Annotated in this window: 16 protein-coding genes; 5 read left to right on the plus strand and 11 right to left on the minus strand. The window is 72.0% G+C overall.

The genetic code is table 11. The features are described from left to right. Positions 1-35: 35 nt before the first annotated feature. Entirely contained in the window at positions 36-593 is a 558-nt protein-coding gene (locus tag L1857_RS11385) for a YceI family protein (RefSeq protein WP_116112985.1), read from the plus strand. Between the two features lie 70 nt (positions 594-663). Next, a complete protein-coding gene (locus L1857_RS11390; protein ID WP_116112983.1) occupies positions 664-1,161 on the plus strand; it encodes a VOC family protein in 498 nt (165 codons plus the stop codon). On the opposite strand, the gene L1857_RS11395 is transcribed toward L1857_RS11390, so the two are convergent. The 6 genes from L1857_RS11395 to L1857_RS11420 form a co-directional block, all read right to left on the minus strand. Beyond that, the gene (locus tag L1857_RS11395) at positions 1,158-1,586 is read right to left on the minus strand and encodes a nuclear transport factor 2 family protein (protein ID WP_116112981.1); all 429 of its coding nucleotides are present in this window, start codon (positions 1,584-1,586) and stop codon (positions 1,158-1,160) included. The genes L1857_RS11390 and L1857_RS11395 overlap by 4 nt on opposite strands. A gap of 62 nt (positions 1,587-1,648) precedes the next feature. Continuing rightward, the gene (locus tag L1857_RS11400; RefSeq protein ID WP_116112978.1) at positions 1,649-3,955 is read right to left on the minus strand and encodes an FdhF/YdeP family oxidoreductase; all 2,307 of its coding nucleotides are present in this window, start codon (positions 3,953-3,955) and stop codon (positions 1,649-1,651) included. A gap of 5 nt (positions 3,956-3,960) precedes the next feature. Then, complete coding sequence (locus L1857_RS11405) at positions 3,961-5,364, minus strand: MFS transporter (RefSeq protein WP_429727753.1); 1,404 nt, start codon at positions 5,362-5,364, stop codon at positions 3,961-3,963. 4 nt (positions 5,365-5,368) lie between these two features. Beyond that, positions 5,369-5,806, minus strand: a complete 438-nt coding sequence (locus L1857_RS11410) for a MarR family winged helix-turn-helix transcriptional regulator (RefSeq protein ID WP_094007751.1) — start codon at positions 5,804-5,806, stop codon at positions 5,369-5,371. 40 nt (positions 5,807-5,846) lie between these two features. After that, a complete protein-coding gene (locus L1857_RS11415; RefSeq protein ID WP_116112973.1) occupies positions 5,847-6,833 on the minus strand; it encodes a hypothetical protein in 987 nt (328 codons plus the stop codon). A 57-nt stretch (positions 6,834-6,890) separates the two neighbouring features. Next, complete coding sequence (locus L1857_RS11420) at positions 6,891-7,721, minus strand: hypothetical protein (protein WP_249465006.1); 831 nt, start codon at positions 7,719-7,721, stop codon at positions 6,891-6,893. A 93-nt stretch (positions 7,722-7,814) separates the two neighbouring features. Between L1857_RS11420 and L1857_RS11425 the strand changes: the two genes are divergently transcribed. Further along, positions 7,815-10,439 carry a valine--tRNA ligase gene (locus L1857_RS11425; protein WP_116112968.1) on the plus strand — a complete coding sequence of 875 codons (2,625 nt, stop codon included), beginning with the start codon at positions 7,815-7,817 and terminating at the stop codon, positions 10,437-10,439. Between the two features lie 274 nt (positions 10,440-10,713). Here the strand turns inward: L1857_RS11425 and L1857_RS11430 are convergent, their stop codons facing one another. From L1857_RS11430 to L1857_RS11445, 4 genes are all read right to left on the minus strand, one after another. Further along, the gene (locus tag L1857_RS11430; protein ID WP_240323343.1) at positions 10,714-11,205 is read right to left on the minus strand and encodes a DinB family protein; all 492 of its coding nucleotides are present in this window, start codon (positions 11,203-11,205) and stop codon (positions 10,714-10,716) included. 10 nt (positions 11,206-11,215) lie between these two features. Then, positions 11,216-12,490 (minus strand): hypothetical protein, encoded by a 1,275-nt coding sequence (locus tag L1857_RS11435; RefSeq protein ID WP_249465009.1) that lies wholly within the window; start codon positions 12,488-12,490, stop codon positions 11,216-11,218. A gap of 75 nt (positions 12,491-12,565) precedes the next feature. Beyond that, positions 12,566-12,895, minus strand: coding sequence for a DUF4180 domain-containing protein (locus L1857_RS11440; protein ID WP_249465012.1), 330 nt, complete (start codon positions 12,893-12,895; stop codon positions 12,566-12,568). 26 nt (positions 12,896-12,921) lie between these two features. Then, positions 12,922-14,088, minus strand: a complete 1,167-nt coding sequence (locus tag L1857_RS11445) for a PucR family transcriptional regulator (RefSeq protein ID WP_249465015.1) — start codon at positions 14,086-14,088, stop codon at positions 12,922-12,924. Positions 14,089-14,202: 114 nt separating this feature from the next. Here L1857_RS11445 and L1857_RS11450 point away from each other — a divergent pair, with 114 nt between their 5' ends. Continuing rightward, the gene (locus L1857_RS11450) at positions 14,203-15,732 is read left to right on the plus strand and encodes a long-chain-fatty-acid--CoA ligase (RefSeq protein ID WP_249465023.1); all 1,530 of its coding nucleotides are present in this window, start codon (positions 14,203-14,205) and stop codon (positions 15,730-15,732) included. 27 nt (positions 15,733-15,759) lie between these two features. Continuing rightward, a complete protein-coding gene (locus tag L1857_RS11455; RefSeq protein ID WP_249465026.1) occupies positions 15,760-16,209 on the plus strand; it encodes an ATP-binding protein in 450 nt (149 codons plus the stop codon). On the opposite strand, the gene L1857_RS11460 is transcribed toward L1857_RS11455, so the two are convergent. Continuing rightward, positions 16,198-17,064 (minus strand): SGNH/GDSL hydrolase family protein, encoded by an 867-nt coding sequence (locus tag L1857_RS11460; protein WP_116112955.1) that lies wholly within the window; start codon positions 17,062-17,064, stop codon positions 16,198-16,200. The two genes, L1857_RS11455 and L1857_RS11460, sit on opposite strands and share 12 nt — an antisense overlap. Between the last annotated feature and the right edge of the window lie 144 nt (positions 17,065-17,208).

Below are 17,208 nucleotides of genomic sequence, written 5' to 3' on the forward strand. Positions count from 1 at the left end.
ACACATCAACCGGACCTTCACGGGAGGAACCCACAATGACCACCCAGACCAGCTACGCGAACCTGACCGGCGAGTACACCCTGGACCCGACCCACACGCGGATCGGCTTCGTCGCCCGCCACGCGATGGTCACCAAGGTGCGCGGCGCGTTCAACGAGTTCACCGGCACCGCCCACATCGACGGTGACGACCCGGCCAAGTCGTCGGTGACGATCGCCATCAAGGCGAACAGCATCGACACCCGCAACGCCGACCGCGACGCCCACCTGCGCAGCAACGACTTCCTGTCGATGGATGAGTACCCGGAGATCACCTTCGCGTCCACCGCGATCCGGCAGACCGGCGACGCGAGCTTCGACGTGACCGGTGACCTGACGATCAAGGGCATCACCAAGTCCGTCACGGTCCCGTTCGAGTTCGAGGGCACCGCCCAGGACCCGTTCGGCAACACCCGGATCGGCTTCGAGGGCTCGACCACCATCAACCGCAAGGACTTCGGCGTCACCTGGAACGCCGCGCTGGAGACCGGCGGCGTCCTGGTGAGCGACAAGGTCACCCTCGAGTTCGAGGTCTCCGCGATCAAGGCCGCCTGACGCGGATGGCGGTGGTGCCCGGCGGGTACGCCGGGCACACCACCTCCGCCCCCAGAAAGGAACGCAGGCCATGACCTCCGTCGACCTCGACGCGGTCCGCCGGGAGCGCGACCGCATCCGCGACACCCACCTCAAGCCGGCCGGGCAGCGCCCGCCCTCGTCCGCCCGCGGGCTGCACCACACGGCGCTGATCAGCAGCGACGTCGAGCGGACCGTCCGCTTCTACCAGGACCTGCTGGAGTTCCCGCTCACCGAGCTGATCGAGAACCGCGACTACCCCGGGTCGTCGCACTTCTTCTTCGACATCGGCAACGGCAACCTGCTGGCGTTCTTCGACTTCCCGGGCCTGGACGTCGGGCCCTGCGCCGAGGTGCTCGGCGGGCTGCACCACATCGCCATCTCGGTCGACCCGCAGCGGTGGCAGCGGCTGGTCGCCAAGCTCGACGAGGCCGACGTGGAGCACGCGGTGCACAGCGACGTGTCGGTCTACTTCCGCGACCCGGACGGCGCCCGCATCGAGCTGATCGCCGACCCGCTCGGCGAGATGTACGGCAGCCAGGTGCTCTAGGACGCCGCCGGCACGGCCGCGCCGAAGACGGCGCGGTGCCCGCGGGCGGTGTCCAGGTACTCGCGGACCCGGTGGATCAGCCCGTCCCGCAACTCGAAGACGAAGCAGTAGTCGTTGCGGTAGGCGTTGCCGTTCGCCAGCGTGGCGCTCATCGTCTCTTCCACGACCACCCGGTCGCCATCTGCGTAGAAGCCGTGGAACTCCACCGAGACGTCGCTGACGAACAGCCGCGAAAAGTCGTGCGCCAGGAAACGCGTGATCGCCTCCCGGCCCACCATGTGGCTGGGCGCGTCGAGCGCGACGGCCGTGGCGTTGCCCGCCGGTGCCAGCCACTCGGCGTCCTCGGTGAAGAACGCCGCGATCTGCTTCGCGTCATGTGTGGCGAACGCGCGCCACGCGGCCTGTACCACGGCTCTGTTGTCCATCCGGGGGACGTCACTGGTCGGCGCCCCGGCCACGCTGGCGGAAATCGGACAAGATCGTCGCGTCAGGACGCGGGCTCCAGGCGGAGCACGATCGCCTTCGAGACCGGCGTGTTGGACTTCTTCGCCACCGAGTCCAGCGGCACCAGCGCGTTCGCCTCCGGGAAGTAGGCCGCCGCGCAGCCGCGGGCCGTGGGGTAGGCCACGGTCCGGAAGTGCTCCGCCCGCCGCTCGCTGCCGTCCTCCCACTCCGACACCAGGTCGACCAGCTGCCCGTCGGCGAAGCCCAGTTCGGCCAGGTCGTCGGCGTGCACCAGCACCACCCGGCGCGCGTCCTCGATGCCGCGGTAGCGGTCGGACAGGCCGTAGATCGTGGTGTTGTACTGGTCGTGGCTGCGCAGCGTCTGCAGCAGCAGCCGGCCCGCCGGCACCCGCGGGAACTCCAGTTCGCTCGTCGTGAAGTTCGCCTTGCCGGTGCTCGTCTGGAACGACCGCGAGTCGCGCGGCGGGTGCGGCAGGACGAACCCGTCCGGCTGCCGCACCTTCGCGTTGTAGTCCTCGCACCCGGGCACGACGGCCGCGATCCGGTCGCGGATCAGGTCGTAGTCGCCCTCGAAGTCCCGCCACGGCACGGCGTGGTCGTCGCCGAACAGCTCGCGCGCCAGCCGGCAGACGATCGCCACCTCCGACAGCAGGTGCTCGCTCGCCGGCTTCAGCCGCCCGCGCGAGACGTGCACGCACGACATCGAGTCCTCGACCGTGACGAACTGCTCGCCCGTGGCCTGCGTGTCCCGCTCGGTGCGGCCCAGCGTCGGCAGGATCAGCGCGGTCCGGCCCGGCACCACGTGCGACCGGTTGAGCTTGGTCGACACGTGCACCGTCAGCTCGCACGAGCGCAGCGCCCGCTCGGTCAGCTCCGAATCCGGCGTGGCGGCGGCGAAGTTGCCGCCCATGCCGAGGAAGACCTTGCCCCGGCCGTCACGCATGGCGCGGATCGCGTCCACCGTGTCGAACCCGTGCTTGCGCGGCACCGGGATGCCGAACTCGTCCTCCAGCTTGCTCAGGAACGCCTCGGGCATCTTCTCCCAGACACCCATCGTGCGGTCGCCCTGCACGTTGGAGTGCCCGCGCACCGGGCACAGGCCCGCGCCCGGCTTGCCGATCATGCCGCGCGCGAACGCGAGGTTGCTGATCTCCTGGATCGTCGCGACCGCGTGCCGGTGCTGCGTGACACCCATCGCCCAGCAGTAGACGGTGCGCTCGGACGCGGCGATCATCCGCGCGATCCGCTCGATCTGGCCGCGGTCCAGGCCGGTGGCCTCGTCGATCGCCGCCCAGTCGATCTCCCGCAGGTTCTTGGCCCAGTCGTCGAAGCCGTGCGTCGAGGAGTCGACGAACGCGCGGTCGACGATCGTGCCCGGCGCCTCCTCCTCCCACGACAGCAGCAGGTGCCCGATCGCCTGGAACAGCGCCAGGTCGCCGCCGAGCCGGATCTGGGCGAACTCGTCGGACAGCGGCGTGCCCTTGCCGACCACCCCGCGCGGGTTCTGCGGGTTCTTGAACCGCATCAGCCCGGCCTCGGGCAGCGGGTTCACCGCGATCACCTTCGCGCCGCGGCCCTTCGCCTCCTCCAGCGCGGACAGCATGCGCGGGTGGTTGGTGCCCGGGTTCTGGCCGACGACGACGATCAGGTCGGCGTGGTGGATGTCGGCCAGGCTGACCGACCCCTTGCCGATGCCGTAGGCCTCCGACAGCGCCGCGCCGGAGGACTCGTGGCACATGTTGCTGCAGTCCGGCAGGTTGTTCGTGCCGAACGAGCGCACCAGCAGCTGGTACAGGAACGCGGCCTCGTTGCTGGTGCGGCCCGAGGTGTAGAAGATCGCCTCGTCCGGGTTGTCCAGTTCCCTGAGCCGGCCGGCGATCAGGCGGAAGGCGTCGTCCCAGCTGATCGGCTCGTAGTGCGTGCCGCCCTCGCGCAGCACCATCGGCTCGGTGAGCCTGCCCTGCTGGCCGAGCCAGTAGTCGGTGCGGCCGTGCAGCTCCTCGACGGAGTGCTGGGCGAAGAACTCCCGGCCGACGCGCCGTTTCGTGGCCTCCTCGGCGACCGCCTTCGCGCCGTTCTCGCAGAACTCGGCGAACTTGCGGTGCTCACCGTCCTCGGCGCGGGGCTCCGGCCAGGCGCAGCCGGGGCAGTCGAAGCCGTCGCGCTGGTTGAGCAGGCGCAGGGTCTTCACCGTGCGGCCGGTGCCCATCTGCTCGACACCGCGCAGGAGTGACACCGCCACTCCCGGGATGCCGGCCGCCCATTCCTTGGGTTTGTGCACTTCGAGGGCGGCTTCGTCGATGTCGGCGCGAGGAGCGTTGCGTGTCACGTCCCCTATCTTGCGTTAGCGGCCGCCCCGGGTCGAGTACCGGATTTCGGGAGTTTCCGGTCGGCCAGCGTCACGGCGAACAGCACGACGCCGATCACGATGAGCGCCGTCGCCAGTTCGTGCAGGCCACGCGAGGTGGCCTCGTCGCCGAAGCACAGGGCGATCAACGTGGACGCCGCGATCGCGCCCAGGTACTGCGCGGTGCGGAACAGCCCGCTCGCGGTGCCGATCACCTCGGGCGGGGCCTGGCCGTAGAGGACGGTCTGGTTGGTCACGCTCGTCAGGCCCTGGCCGAGCCCGAACACCGCGGCGAGCACGACCAGCGCGCCGATCCAGGTCCCGTCGCCGACGAACAGCAGCAGCACCGACCCGGCGAGCAGGGCCAGCGAGTTGACGATCAGGCGGCCCTTGAGTCGCGTCGGCTTGCCCGCGAAGGCGGCCGCCAGCACGGCGGCGACCGACATCGGGGTCAGCAGCGCGCCCGCGGCCGACTCGGTGAGCCCGCGCGCCGACTCCAGCCACTGCACGTAGCCGAACATGATCGAGTAGACGATGAGGAACGCCAGCGACTGCCGCAGGTAGGTGCGCAGCAGCGGGCCGTTCCCGGCGAGCATCCGCAGGTCGACGAACGGGCGGCGGGCGCGCAGCTCGACCCGGACGAACAGGGCGCCCAGCACCAGCGCGACACCGATCAGGTACAGGTCGGACACCGCGGGCGCCATCACGTAGAGGAGCACCGCGAGCAGGGTCGCGGAGAACAGGGCGATACCCGCGGCGTCGATCGGCTCCCGCGGGCCGGTGCGCGGCGGGTCCCTGGGCACCCAGACGAGCGCGAGCACGAACGCGACCGCGGCGAGCGGGATGTTGACCGCGAAGATCGCCGGCCAGCCGGCCAGGCCGATCAACGCGCCGCCCAGCGTCGGGCCGATGACCATGACGGTCTGCGCGGACATCGCGAGGATCGACAGGATGCGGCTCGGCACGCCGCCGCCGGTGGCGTCCGCGCGTTTGCGCAGCACCGCCATCGCGGCCGGGAAGCCGGCGCAGGTGCCGATCCCGAGCACCACCCGGACCGCGACCAGCCAGCCCAGCGAGAACGCGAGCAGCCCGCCGACACCGGCGAGCAGCACGGTGACCGCGCCGGCCAGCAACACGCGCCGCGCGCCGAACCGGTCGACGAACAGCCCCACCACCGGCTGCCCGACGGCGGTGGCCAGGTAGAGCGAGGTGATCAGCCACGCGGTCTGCCCCGGCCCGGCGCCGAACGCCTGGCCGATGGGCACCAGCGCCACGGCGATCAGGGTGGAGTTGATCGGGTTGAGCACCGCGCTGGCCACCAGGGGCAGGACCAGGCGCGGCGGGTAGGCGGTTCGCGTGGGCTGGGTCGTCCGCTGAGGCGTCGTCACCACTTCCTCATCGCTGCGCCAGCTTCGCGAGCAGGGGCAGCGCTTCGTCGAGCTTGCGGCGTTCCTCGGCGGTGAGGTCGTCGGTCAGGGCGCGGGCCAGCCACTCCTCGCGGTGCTGGTGCACGCCCCGCACGGTCTTCTCGCCCAGGTCCGACAGGGCGACCAGCACGCGGCGCCCGTCGTGCGGGTCGCGGGTGCGGCTGAGGTAGCCCAGCTCGTCCAGGGCGCCCAGCGTGGCCGCCATGGACTGCTGCCGGACGTGCTCGGCCGCCGCGAGCTGCGCCTGGGTGGCCGGCCCGTCCCGGTGCAGGCGCGCGAGCACCGCCGACTGGGAGGGCGTCAGGACACCCGCGTTGTCCACCTGCCGGAGGCGGCGGTGCAACTGCCCGACCACGGCGCGCACGGCTCCCGCGAGGCGCGCCGCGTCGTTCGGTACCCGCGTCATATAGACAGGCTAGGCTGTTGAGCCTGGACTGTCGAACTGACTACTCGCAACCCCCGGTGAACTCGGGCATCGGCTTGGTCACGTCGTACATCGCGGCCTCGTCGAAGCCGACGGCCTCCGGGTCGTCCGGATACGGCTCGCTGTACGCCGGTGCCAGGTAACCGCGCTTCGACGGCTCGCAGGCCATCGAGTAGACGACTCCCTGCGTGCTCGTCACCCACAAACCGCGGTCGTTCTTCTGGTAGGTGGTGCCCCGGACCAGTTCGAAATCCACCTCGTAGCGGAGGAACACGTCGATGTCACCGGGGCCCAGGATCGGTGCGTGGCTGCCGGGGTCGAACGCGTAGGCCACCGAATAGTCGGCGTGCAGGGCCAGGGTGTTCGGCTCGCGTCCGGGGGCCGCGGTGATGGTGCCCGTGATCCGCGGGCCGGCCGGGAGCAGCCGGTAGCCGTCCTCGGCGAAGCTGACCACCTCGCGAAGGCCCTCGGTGCGGTCGGTGATCGCCTTGGCGAACTCCGGCCGGGCGTTCGGGGCCAGCAGGTTCAGCAGCAGCGATCCGTCGTGGCCTTCGATGGTGCGGCGGTCGAGCCTGCCCGCCCGGATGACCTCCTTCACCTGGGCGACAGCGTTCTGCACCTCGCCGGCGGAGAACTTGCCGACCGGGCCGGGCGGCGGGGTCAGCAGGCTGTCGACCGACTCGCCCCAGGTCTCGGCGGGCGTGCCGTCGAAGGGACGCTCCAGGTTCACCCGGGCGAGGTCCGGCAGCACGCTGGGCGCGGTCGGGCGCATCTCGGCCGCTGGGGGAGCGCTGCCGTCGTAGTGGGCGGACGTCGAGCGGCCCCACTGGACGAACCCGAACACGGCCCCGGCCACGACGACGAGCGACACGCCGGTCCACGCGAGCCGCTTGCCCATCCGCGCCCGGCGGCGCTGCCTGCGCAGGTCGACCCACGCCTCCTTGACCGCGTGCCGCTGCCAGTCCGGATCCCGCAGATCCGGGTGCTGCCCGATGTCGTAGTCGTCCACTTCGGACCCGCCCTTCCGGTTCGATCTCGACTGGTGATCGACGGGCGGCGAAGATCGTTACGTGGTGCAAGCATCCTGAGACCGATCCGCAAACAACGGTGCGATCAGGTTCACGCGGGCGTACCGGCAGGCGGCGCCCTCCAGGAAGGCCTGGCCGCCGACGACGTGGATCCCGGCGGTGGTGGCCTTGAACGGCGGCGACCTGCGCACCACGAAGTCGAGCTGGAAGGTGCGGAGCACGACCAGTTCGGCCGGGTCGAACACCTTCGCGCCCGCCGGGTCGAACGCGTACGCGACGCGCAGGTCCACCCGCACGGACAGCTCGGCCCGGCTCGTGCCCGGGCCCACCGACATGGTCCCGTCCGTCTTGGGGCCCGCCGGCAGCAGCCGGTAACCGTCGGCGACCACCGCGAGGTAGGGCGGAAAGTTCTCCGTGCGCGCGAGCACGGACGGCTCGGCGATCTCGCGCGCGCTGGGGGACAGCAGGCCCAGGAAGCGGTCGAAGCGGCGCTGCTCGATCACCTCGCGGTCCACGTTGAGCGCCGCCGTCAGCTGCCGGACCTGCTCCGCCGCCGCGGCGACCTCGGCGGCGGAGAAGTCGCCGACCGGGGTCGCCGCGGGCAGGCGCAGCCCGTCGATGCCATCCGGCCAGGCGGCCGCGGGAGTGGCGGCGAACGGTGCGGCGAGGTCGACCGGCACGGCGACCGGCAGCGCGACCGGCAGGCCCGCCGCCCGCACCGCCGACAGGACGGCCGCGGGTCTGCTCGCGGGCACCACCAGCAGCGCCGCCACGCCGGCGAGGGCCAGTGTGGCCGCCGTCACCAGGGCCGCCGTCATTCGCCACGGCACCGGCCGCGCGTTGTCCAGGGTGTGCTCGTAGCCGTCCACTTCGGACCCATCGCTGGTGCCCGGAGATCGTTACCGGCCCCGGGAGGCAATGCGGATGCGGCGCTGATTACCAGGTTCGTACACTTACCGGTTGTGACGGAGAACGCCCCTGACCAGCAGCCCGCCCTCCCGGCCGCGTGGAACCCGGCCGACGAAGAAGCCGCCCTCTACCAGCGGTGGGTAGACGCGGGCTACTTCACGGCCGACGCCGGGTCGGACAAGCCTCCGTTCACCATCGTGCTGCCGCCGCCGAACGTCAACGGCAGCCTGCACATGGGGCACGCGCTCAACCACACCCTGATGGACGTGATGACGCGCCGCCGCCGCATGCAGGGCTACGAGGTCCTCTGGCTGCCGGGCACGGACCACGCCGGTATCGCCACCCAGAACGCGGTGGAGCGCGAGCTGGCCAAGCAGGGCAAGTCGCGCCACGACCTGGGCCGCGTGAAGTTCGTCGAGCGCGTCTGGGAGTGGAAGGCCGAGTACGGCGGCAAGATCCTCGGCCAGATGCGCCGCCTCGGCGACGGCGTCGACTGGTCCCGCGAGCGCTTCACCATGGACGAGGGCCTGTCCCGCGCCGTCCAGACCGTGTTCAAGCGCCTCTACGACGACGGCCTGATCTACCGCGCCGAGCGCATCATCAACTGGTGCCCGCGCTGCATGACGGCGCTGTCGGACATCGAGGTCGACCACTCCGAGGACGAGGGCGAGCTCGTCTCCATCCGCTACGGCGACGGCGAGAACTCGATCGTCGTGGCCACCACGCGCGCCGAGACGATGCTGGGCGACACCGCGGTCGCCGTCCACCCCGACGACGAGCGGTACCGGCACCTGGTCGGCACCGAGGTGGAGCTGCCGCTGACCGGCCGCCGCATCCCGGTCATCGCCGACGAGCACGTCGACCCCGAGTTCGGCACCGGCGCCGTCAAGGTCACCCCGGCGCACGACCCGAACGACTTCGAGATCGGCCGCCGCCACGACCTGCCGATGCCGACGATCATGGACGAGCGCGCCACGATCACCGTGCCGGGCCCGTTCCAGGGCCTCGACCGGTTCGAGGCGCGCCCGGCGGTCGTCGCGGCGCTGCGCGAGCAGGGCCGGATCGTCGCGGAGAAGCGGCCGTACGTGCACGCCGTCGGGCACTGCTCGCGGTGCGACACGGTCGTCGAGCCGCGGCTGTCGCTGCAGTGGTGGGTCAAGGTCGAGCCGCTGGCCCGCGCGGCCGGTGACGCGGTCCGCGACGGGCGCACCAAGATCCACCCGCCGGAGCTGGCGAAGCGCTACTTCGACTGGGTCGACAACATGCACGACTGGACGATCTCGCGCCAGTTGTGGTGGGGCCACCGCATCCCGGTCTGGTACGGCCCGAACGGCGAGACCGTGTGTGTCGGCCCGGACGAGCAGCCGCCCACGGGCGAGGGCTGGAAGCAGGACCCGGACGTCCTGGACACCTGGTTCTCCTCGGGCCTGTGGCCGCTGTCCACGCTCGGCTGGCCGGAGAAGACGCCGGACCTGGCGAAGTTCTACCCGACCAGCGTCCTGTCCACCGGCTACGACATCCTCTTCTTCTGGGTCGCCCGGATGATGATGTTCGGCCTCTACGCCGGCGACGACGTCCAGCCGTTCGACCACGTCTACCTGCACGGGCTGATCCGGGACCAGTTCGGCAAGAAGATGTCCAAGTCCCGCGGCAACGGCATCGACCCGCTCGACTGGATGGACAGCTACGGTGCCGACGCCACGCGCTTCACCCTCGCCCGCGGCGCGAACCCGGGCGCGGACATGGCGGTCGCCGAGGAGTGGGCCGCCGGCTCGCGCAACTTCTGCACGAAGCTGTGGAACGCCACCAAGTTCGCGCTGATGAACGGCGCGACGGTGGCGACGCCGCTGCCGCCGGCCGCCGAGCTGACCGAGGCCGACCGCTGGATCCTCGGCCGCCTCGCCACCACGGTGTCCGAAGTGGACGACCTGCTGGAGGACTTCCAGTTCGCCAAGGCCATCGACCGGCTCTACCACTTCACCTGGGACGAGCTGTGCGACTGGTACCTGGAGCTGGCGAAGGTCCAGATCGCGGGTGACCGGGCGGAGGGCACCCGCGCGGTGCTGGGGCACGTGTTCGACACGGTGCTGCGGTTGCTGCACCCGGTGATCCCGTTCATCACCGAGAAGCTGTGGCAGGCGCTGACCGGCGGCGAGTCCATCGTGATCGCGCCCTGGCCGAAGCCGGACACCTCCTACGCCGACGCGGCGGCCGACGCCCGGATCGCCGACGTGCAGAAGCTGATCACCGAGATCCGCCGGTTCCGCTCCGACCAGGGCCTCAAGCCCGGTCAGCGCGTCGCGGCGCGGGTCGACGGCGAGGGCTTCGGCGACGTGTCCGGGCACGAGGAGGCGGTGCGGGCGCTGGCGCGGCTGACCGCCCCGGAGGACGGGTTCACGGCGTCGGCGTCGGTCGAGGTGAGCCTGTCCGGCGGGAACGTGCACGTCGAGCTGGACCTGAGCGGCGCGGTCGACGTGGCGGCCGAGCGCAAGCGGCTGGAGAAGGACCTGGCCGCGGCGCAGAAGGAGCTGAAGCAGACCGAGGGCAAGCTCGGCAACCAGGCGTTCCTAGACAAGGCGCCGGCCGAGGTGGTCGAGAAGATCAAGGTGCGCCGGGACGCCGCGGCCGCCGACATCGAGCGCCTGACCGCGCGGCTGGCTTCGCTGCCCACCGCGTGAGTCGTGCGGTGCCGTCCGCGGGGACCCCCGCGGGCGGCACTCGCGGGATCAGGCGATGGCGCCGAGGATGCCGGCGACGAGCCGCGGTCGCGAGACGTGCGGGCAGTGTCCGGCCTCGATTTCGACCGGCTCGGTGCCGAGGCGTTTGTGCGGGTACCACAGGCGCAGGGTGGAAGTAGGCCGCTTCGGCCGGGTCCGGCGCGGGCGCCGTCGCCAGCCGCCATTCGTTGCCGGGCACGTCCGGCGTACGGGACGGAGCCGCCGCCCCGCGCGGTCAGCGGCCGGTGGAGCCGTCGATCTGTTCGCGCAGGATGTCGGCGTGGCCGGCGTGCCGGGCGGTCTCCTCGATCATGTGCACGAGCAGCCAGCGCATCGACGGCGGCTCGGTCTCTCGCAGCGAACGCGCGCCCGGCCGGTCCAGGTCCGCGCACCCGGCGACGATCGCGTTGCCGCGTTCCACCATCGCGCGGTACTCGGCGACCAGCGAATCCGTCGTGTCGGCCGCCGTGGGGACGGCGTCGTCGTCCCACAGCTCGACCTCTTCGCCCGCGTAGGCCCACACGAACCAGTTGTGCTCGACCGCGGTCAGGTGCTTCACCAGCCGCAGCAGGCTCGTGCCGGACGGGACGCCCGCGGCGCGCGCGGCCTCGTCCGGCACCCCGGTGGCCTTCGCGATGATCGATTCCCGCAGGTAATCGAGGAAGGCCACCAGTGTCGTCCGCTCGTCGGAGTTCAGGCTGGGGGGACGCAGGTCGCCGCGTGTCATGGTGCTCACCCTAAGCGGGCGGGTAGACGAGGATGCTCTCGCCACCGTTGGTGGCGGTGCCCAGGTACGCCGCTCCGGCCGCGATGCCGTCGGGGATCTCGGTGCCGCCGGGCAGCGGCGTCGCCTGGCCGGTCAGCAGTGAGACGCTCACCGGCGTGTCGTCGCTGCCCGCCGTGCCGTAGGCGGTGCCATCCTCGCCGACCGCGGTCAGCTCGATCGCCCGCCGGCCGGCGGTTTCGGCGAAGCACTGGCCCTGCCCGGTCCGCAGGTCGAACGCCGCGAACCCGGCGAGCACGAACCGGTCCGACACCAGCGGGGTGAGACCGGACGGGCCGTGCGCGCCGCGGAGGTCACACCGCACCGAGCCGCGGACGTGCCCGGTGGCGGCGTCGTGCAGCGCCCACAGCCACTCGGTGGGATCCTCGGTCGGCCAGCCGGCGAGGATCGCCTCGCCGTCCGGGGACGCGACGATCTCGACGTTGCGGAAGCCCTCGTTCGGACTCGCACCGGAGGGCACCACGTCGTCGCTGATCCACCCGCCCGGAACCCAGAACGCCTGGAAGCCCTGCACCAGCGGGCCGTTCGCGGTCATGCCGACGACGGTCATCCCGTCCGCGCACGAGCCGATGGCGTGCGGGCAGTCCTTCGGCGGCCGCAGCTCGGCGCCGTCCGCCGGGTAGCTCGTCATGCTGCCGTCCGCGACGCGCACCACCGTGACGCCGTCGCCGTTCTCCAGGAAGACCCGGCCATCGGCCTGGGCCCAGTAGTCGCCGACCGCGACGGGCAGGCTGATCTCCCGTTCGGGCGTGACCGAACCGGACGAGTCGGTGCCGTACACGTAGAGGCGCGTGCTCCGCGCGGGTTTGTCCACGCCGTTGTCCTCGCCCGCGCCGGTGGTGGCCAGTACCGCGTACTCCCGGTCGCCGTCGGTGGTCACGAACACCGTCGAGCCGAGACGGCCGCTGTCGAGTTCCGGCACTGGCGCGCTCCTCCACCGGATCGCCCCGGTGACGGCGTCGTGCGCGACCACGTGCACCCCGTCCGGGCCGCTCGCGAGCACGAGCAGCAGCCCGGCCCGCGGCGCACCCGTGGGGCGGGCGAGCTCGACGTCCTGGTCCTCGCTGATCGACCAGCCCCGGGCGCTGTCGAACGCCGCGGGAACCGGTTCCCGCGGCGCGGCCGGCGCGGCGCTGGTCGACGGTGGCGGCGCGGCCGGGTGCCCGCCATCGGAACCACATCCGGCGAGCACCACGACCGCGCAGGCCGCCGCCAGAACCCCCGTCACCTTGTGCACCACGTCGTCACTCCCAGTCGATCATCGAAACCGGGGCTGAGACGCGGGTGCGGCGGAACCGGTTCCTCAGGCGGCCGGCCGGAGCCGGGCCTCCAGCGCGTCCAGGTCCGGCGCGAACCACACCTGCCGGCCCCGGTTCGACTCCCGCACGTAGGCAGCCAGCGCCTCGCTCGCCGCGGTGAACCGCTCGATGTCGCCGACGATCGCCAGCCGGAACCCGTAGTTCAGGAACTTCTGGGTGACCGCGCCCGCGATGCCCGTGCTCAGGTCGAAGAACCCCGGGTCCAGCCGCTCCACCGGCAGGACGAGCCACTCGACGTCCTGCCCGTAGAGCTGCCCCATCACGTCGATCGCGTCAGCCTCGGACGCGATCGGGCTCTCAATCACCTTGTACATACCTTCAATGTACCAGATAGGGAAGTTTAGGGAAGCATGCGTAAGGCTTGGAGGGCTGCGGACAGCTCCGCGACCGCCGCCGGGTCCGCCAGCTTCCGCCCGGTCAGCTCCTCGATCCGCCGCAGCCGGTACCGCACGGTGTTGGGGTGGCAGAACAGCCGCCGCGCCGCCTCGCCCGCCGATCCGCCCGCGCCGAACCAGCACTCCAGCGTGTCCACCAGCGTCGCGCCGTCGCCGAGCGCCAGCACCGGGCCGAGCACCCGGGCGGCGACCTGCCCGGCCTCGGCGGGCGCCGCCGCCATCAGCACCGCGAGCGGGGTGTCGGCGAACTGCGCGACCTCACCTTCACCGAGCCCGCGCAGCGCCAGCCGCGCGAACTGCAGCGCCTGCGGTGTCTCCCGCAGCGCGGAGTACAGCGGGCTGACGCCCGCGCGCGCGTTCGTCCGCCGCAGCACCGCGAGCACACCGTCCACAGTGGCCGATGGCGGCAGCGACAGCACCCCGATCTGCTGATTCGGCTGCAGCCGCCAGGCCGACCGGATGTCGGAGGCGTCCAGCCGGGAGGCGATCTCCGGCAACGCTTCCCGGCCCGGCTCGGGCGTCGCCGCCGCCACGACCAGGAACCGCCCCTCGACCGGCAGCCGCAGCGCGTGCGCGGTCTCCCACAGCGACCGCTGGTCGGCGATCTCCCCGGACAGCAGCGCCTCGACCAGCACCGACCGGCGGTGCTCGTCGCGCAGCATCATCTCGGCGACGGCGTCCCGGTAGGCCGCGGTCATCGCGTCGGCGACGTCCCCGGCCAGCTGCCACACCTCGGCGACCATGTCCACCAGGGCGGCGTCGTCGATGGCCCGGGACGCGCGGGCCTCGGCGGCGATCGCGGCCCACAGCGCGCCGAACCCGACCCGGAAGGCGGCCAGCACCTCGGGCAGCGGCGCGGCCTGCCGGGCCCGCTCCCGTCCGGTGGCGTGCGCGGCGGCCAGGTCCGGCGGCTCGCCCGCGATCAGGGCGCGCAGGATCAGCCGCAGGTTGTCCTGCACGGACGCGGCCAGCGAGCTGTCCGGCACGTCGTCGCTGACCACGTAGAAGTCGATCTCGTCCCGGATCCGGGCGGTCATCTGGGCGGCGAGGGAGTCCAGCCGGGCCAGCAGGGTCGCCGCCACGGCCGGCAGCCCGGGGGCGGTGCGCGACACGTCCGCCATTGTTCCCCACGACAACGAGCACCGGGCATCGGTTGTCCGCGCGGACATGGGCCGGGCGGGTGGCGGCACGCACGATGGTCGGAACGAGCTAGCGGAGGACATTCGATGACGAATCTCGCGCACATCCTGGCCAACACCGCGCGGCGGCAGCCCGACGCGCCCGCCCAGCGTCTCGGCGACGCGGTGCTCACCTACGCCGGTCTCGACGAGGCCGCCGCCAAGGTCGCCGCCCAGCTGCGGGCCGAGGGACTCCAGTCCGGTGAGCGCGTGTGCGTGATGCTGCCGAACATCCTGCCCTTCGCCCCGCTCTACTACGGCATCCTGCGGGCCGGCGGGGTGGTTGTGCCGATGAACCCGCTGCTCAAGGTCCGCGAGGTGGAGCACTACCTCACCGACTCGGGCGCCGTGCGGCTGTTCGTGTTCGCCGGGGTCGCCGAGGAGGCCGGCAAGGCCGCGGCCGCGGCCGGGGTGCCCTGCACGGTCGTCGACCCGGCGGCGTTCCTGACCGGGCTGACCGCGCAGCCGCAGCCGGAGATCGCGCCGCGCGAGGACAACGACCCGGCGGTCATCCTCTACACCTCGGGCACCACCGGCCGGCCCAAGGGCGCCGTGCTCACGCACGCCAACCTGCGCAGCAACATCACGACCGTGGCGGGCAGCCTGTTCGACCTGCGGCCGTCCGACGTCGTCATGGGCTGCCTGCCGCTGTTCCACACGTTCGGCCAGGCCTGCGCGCTCAACGCGGCGGTCTACCGCGGCTCGTGCCTGGTCCTGGTGCCGCGGTTCGAGCCGGCCGCCGTGCTCGACGCGATCGAGCGGTTCGGCGTCACCGTCTTCGAAGGCGTGCCGACCATGTACGGCGCGCTGCTGCAGCATCCCCGCGCCGCCGAGATCGACGCGAGCGCGTTGCGGGTGTGCGTGTCCGGCGGCGCCGCGCTGCCGGTCGAGGTCCTGCACGGGTTCGAGAAGGCCTTCGGGTGCGCGATCCTGGAGGGCTACGGGCTGTCCGAGACCTCGCCGGTGGTCACCTTCAACCACCCGGACCGGCCGCGCAAGGCCGGGTCGATCGGCACGCCCATCGACGGCGTGCGGGTGCGGCTGCTCGACGCCGACGGGGCGGAGGTCGCGCCCGGCGAGATCGGGGAGATCGCGGTGCAGGGCCCGAACGTGATGCGGGGCTACTGGAACCTGCCGGAGGCGACGGCCGAGGCGATCCCGGACGGCTGGCTGCGCACCGGCGACCTGGCCCGGCAGGACGAGGACGGCTACTACTTCATCGTCGACCGGAAGAAGGACCTCATCATCCGCGGGGGCTACAACGTGTATCCGCGGGAACTCGAAGAGGTCCTCTACGAACACCCGGCCGTGGCGGAGGCCGCCGTGATCGGCGTGCCGCATCCCACCCACGGTGAGGAGGTCGCGGCGGCCGTCGCGCTCAAGGCCGGGGCCACCGCGACGGCCGACGAGCTGCGTGACTACGTCAAGGAACGGGTCGCCGCCTACAAGTACCCGCGGCAGGTGTGGCTGGTGCCGGAACTGCCCAAGGGGCCGACCGGGAAGATCCTGAAACGGCAGATCGGGGCGATCCTCCCGGAAAGGCCCAAGGACCCTTCAGCGGTTCCCACGGAAGTGTGACGATGGGGAAACCTGAAGGTGCTCGGAGTGGGGAAGCCGATGGACACGACGCCCAGGCCGTCGGGGTGCACCGAGACCAGCCTGCACTGCCGCTGGCCCGCCTCACCGCGTGACATCACGGCGCTGCGCTGCGAGCTCGTGCGGTGGGCCCAGGACCTCGACCTCCCCGGCCACCTCGCGCACGCGATCGGTCTCGCCGGCTACGAGGCGCTGACGAACTCGGTGACCCACGCCTACCCGGAGGGCACGGACGGGCCGGTCGAGCTGCACGCGAGCCGGGACCACGACCTGATCGCGGTCACCGTCATCGACCGCGGCCGCTGGAAGATGCCGCCGCCGGGGCGCTCGATGTCCGACGGCCGCGGCCTGCGGCTGATCCGCGGGCTGGCCGGGCACGTCGAGGTCACGGCGACCGGCGAGGGCACCACGGTGTCGATGACGTGGCAGCTTCCGCCCGCCGCGCGCTCAATCGCGTAGGTGCGCGTACGTCACCGCGGCGACGCCCTGCATCCCGACGAAGAACGGGTGGTAGTTCGCGGCCCACGGCTTGAGATCCTTGCCGTTGATCCACGCCTGCCCGGGCGGGGCGCACGCGTCGTGGCCCAGCGACGGGGTGAAGGTGTCCACATAGGACGCGTCACCGTCGTCGGCGACCGCCTTCGCCAGCGCCGCGTTGAGTTCCTCCTCCACGCTGTTGAGCCACGGGTAGTCGCCGTCGGCGAAGGGCAGGACGTCCGGGCAGGTGCCGGTCGGCGGCGCGATGCGCGGGTAGCCGATCACCAGCACCTCCGCGTTCGGGGCGCGGTCGTGGATCTCGCCGAGCACCGCGGTCACGTTGGCCTGCGTCTGCGGCAGCCGGGCCTTGATCGTGTCGACGCCGTTGACGGTGAAGTGACGCTCGCACGGGTTGCCGGTGGGATCCGAAGCCCGCAGGCCCGGGCAGGTGCCGATGATCGTGCCGAACACGCTGTAGTCGTTGCCCCCGATGCCGAGCGTGACCAGGTCGGTGTCTGGGCGGAGGGCGTCCAGCTGCGGCGGGTTCGGGCCGAGCAGCACGTCCTGCGGGGCGGCCATGTCGCGGGTGTCCGCGCCGCTGCAGGAGACGTCGGTGAACGAGCCGACCCGCAGCGCGATCGCCAGCAGCGACGGGTAGTTGCCGGTGGAGCGGAAGCAGCCGACCGGGTCGAGGCGCTGCAGCGGGATCAGCGGGCCGGCCGTGTAGGAGTCGCCGAGGGCGACGTAGTGCCGGTACCGGGGCGCGGCGGAGGCCGTGAGCGTCGAGGCGAGCAACGTGCAGGCGGCGACCAGGAGGACGAGCATGCTGCGGCGCATGACTTCTTTCTTAACCCCTGCCGGAGCGTGCTACCGCCGCCATTCGGGTGGGGCAGGCCGTTTGTCACCCGCGCGGGTGGCCGCCGAACTGCCCGCCGCCCGTCCGTGCGGGTGGTGAGCGGTCTCCGCTCACCACCCGGCCGC

Source organism: Amycolatopsis thermalba (genome assembly GCF_023376025.1).
In the GTDB taxonomy this organism is placed as follows: Bacteria; Actinomycetota; Actinomycetes; order Mycobacteriales; family Pseudonocardiaceae; genus Amycolatopsis_E; species Amycolatopsis_E thermalba.